1 protein-coding gene is annotated in these 3,042 nt (G+C 66.1%); it reads left to right on the top strand.

The genetic code is table 11. The features are described from left to right. Positions 1-210: 210 nt before the first annotated feature. On the top strand, positions 211-3,042 hold a 2,832-nt coding region (locus A6A27_RS44880; protein ID WP_198940223.1), incomplete at its 3' end, for a hypothetical protein.

The following is a 3,042-nucleotide window of genomic DNA, read 5'->3' as shown; positions in this document are numbered from 1 at the left end:
GCGCCGGGGGCGCCGGCAGCACCACCAGCACCACCAACACCGGCAGCACTAGCACCGGCAGCGCCGGCAGCACTAGCACCGGCAGCGCCGGCAGCACTAGCGCCGGCAGCGCCGGCAGCGCCGGCAGCGCCGGCAGCGGCGTCGGCGGCGTCGGCGGCACGACCGGGGATTGTGGTGTGGGTCGTGTCGGGTGGTCGTGATGAAGACCGGATGTCGGTTGTGTTGGTGGGCGGCGACGTGACGGTCGTTGAGCTCGCGGAGAAGCTCTCGCAGCAGCCGATGGCGGGGGTTGTGCTACTGGACCGGCAGAACCCCGATTTGGAGGCTATGGCGAGGCAGCACAACATGATCGTGCTGCACCCGCAGCCGCACCCGTCGTGGCAGCAGGGTCCGGCTATCGCGGGCTTGGCCGAGGGCAAGCCGGTTTCTCACACCGGTTGGATGCTCACCGACGCCGACCGCGATCGCCATGTGGAGGATTTGACTGTGCTCGGCCCGGGAGATCTGGTCGGCCTGTATCGGCACGCCCTTCGGCGAAGCCGTCCGTTCGCGGAGGTCCCTCGTACGGGGATACGCGTGCCGATCGCCACCATACGTATCCCGCTGCCGGGGGTGGGTCCCTCCGACGGGGCGCTTCTTCACATCGTCACTGACGCCTCGTCGTTGGAGAGGCTGCCGCTCCGGGAGGCACGCCACGAGTTCGTGTTGAGTCCACCCCCCGGGTCTGGAACGGGTTCGGTGGAGCCCGGTGAGGCGCGGTGGCCGCTGCGTTCATCGGAGGGCTGGGTGCTCATCAACCGCGACAACCGCGGCGAAGTCGTCCCATTACCGCAGTGGCGCGACGAGTTGCCCCGTGAGGCGGTCCGCCAGGTGATCGATCGGATCACCATGGAAGTCCCACGTTCCACCCCCGACAGGGTGCAGGCGGTGGCTCGCAGCGGGTGGTGTCTGCTTGATTGCACGATCCTGTCTGCCCCGGCCCAGCTGGCCAATGTCGTGCCCGGCCTCACCCCAACCAGCGTGAACTGGCTGAGCACCCTGGCCCGCCAGCTGGTGGCTCAGCCCGGCAGCGGATCGCGACTGCTGAACCAACCCGGTCTGGCTGAGGTGAGACAAGACATCGCCGACCGGATCGCTGACATGATCACCAGCCAGTCGCGGGGAGGCACCCTCGGCGACTACGCCATCCGTAGCGCTCTCACCATGCGGGGAATTTCCCCACCCGATGTCTGGACTCCCGACACAGCACACCGTGCGGGGCTGGCCGCCGCGGTACGGAACTGGGATTCCACCGGGGCCAGCGATTTCGGCGACGGATACAACGTCCTTCTCGCCGACGTCCTCGGCCTGCCCCTGCGCATCTCCAGCCCCGCACAACACGACGGATACCTACACCCCGGCACCCGTAACACCAGCCCCGACACCCCAGCGCTACACCTGTGGCACACCCCCAACCACTACGACGCCATCGGTTTCAGCCATGCCAGAAACACGATCACCCCCAACACCCTGATCTACGAAACACTCACACTGAACCTCAACACCGAGCGCCTGGAATCCACCAAAGCGGACCCGCCGGCTGGCGCGCCATCCGCGGACGCCCACCCCAACGAGGCCTGGCTGATCACCGTCAGCGGCGGTCGGTCTCAACCGTCCACGTCGGTACAGATCATACGCCTACTCATGGCGCGGAAAGGCCACACCGTCGCCGCAGACGTTATTGAGAGGGAAAGCGGCTCAGCAAATGCCACAAGCCACATCAGCTATATCCGACAACGCCTCCCCGCCCGCTGGGAAATTGTAAGTGGCGGTCAGGGGGTGGGTTGGAAGCTGGTCGACCGCGATGTCCCACAGTGGATCAGTTGGGGAGGGCTGACGCTGAACATCGACACCGGTTCCCTGAAATACCTCGACTCCGATTGGGGGCGTCTGCGCCCCAAGGAGGCCGGTGGCCTGCGCCTGCTGCTGGGGGCGGAAGGCCGCATCGTCACTAAAAACGATTTTCTGACGGAAACCGGCACAAAAAATGCCAGAGGTCTCATCAGTCATCTCCGAGACTCGCTCCCCGACCGCTGGGAGATCGTTCCAGAGGGTGAGGGTGAGGGGGCTGGTTGGAGGCTGGCCCACCCTGAGGTCGGACCGTGGATCAGTTGGGGAGGGCTCACACTGACCGACACCGGTTTCCTGAAACCCAGCCACCCCGATCCGAACCACCCCGATCCGAAGCAGCTGGGCCGCAAAACGGCCGGCGCCCTGCGGCTGCTGCTGGAGGCGGAAGGCCGCACCGTCACTAAGGAGACAATCGCGACAGAAACCAGATCAAGAGACCCCCGAAAGCTCATCCGAGAACTTAACGACGGCGCGCTTGCCGCTATCGGGGAACTTGCCGCCGTCGACGACGTGGGCGAGGAGGGGGAGTCGGGTTGGAGGCTGGTCGTCCGTGATTCTGGGCCGTTGACGTGGGTTGGTAGCTCAACGGGGCCGGGCACGGCTGCTGGTGTGCAACGGGGTGTCGGTGAGTTGCCGGCGGTGTTGCAGGGGAATGCCATCGTCGGGTCGGGTATTGATGTCGCTCGTCCTGCGGCTGCTGATCCTTTGGCTCGTTTTACTGGGGAGGTCGAGGCGATTCTGGACCGTGCGGGTTCGGATCCGGTGGCGCGGTTGGTGTGGTTGGACTGGTGGTTTTACGGGAGTGCGGTCGAGGAGAACTCGTTGGACGCGTTTTTGGACGCGCATGACGCCGAGGTGTGGGTGGAGGGTTCGTATGGTGCGGCGGCCGTCGCAGTGACTCGGCTCGGTCCGGGGTATACCGCGTTCATGTATTCGGGCGAGGGCAGTCGTTTGGGGGTGGGGGCGCTCCGTAATCAGGAAGGGAGGGTCTTCTTCATCCGGCTGAATGACGGTGTGGTGCAGGAGGCGCCGACCGGGCAGTACGAGGATTTCCCGGTGGGGGTCCTGCTTCTGGGTCCGGACGGCCGTGTGCCGGCTTCCGGTGGTGGCGGCGCGTCGGCTGGGGTGTCCGGTGCGGCGCCGCCTGGTGGG

Origin of the sequence: Micromonospora sp. CB01531, from assembly GCF_001905095.1 — a bacterium.
GTDB lineage: Bacteria > Actinomycetota > Actinomycetes > Mycobacteriales > Micromonosporaceae > Micromonospora.
Note: the sequence above shows the minus strand (reverse complement) of the source record. Positions and strands in the feature narration are given on the sequence as shown.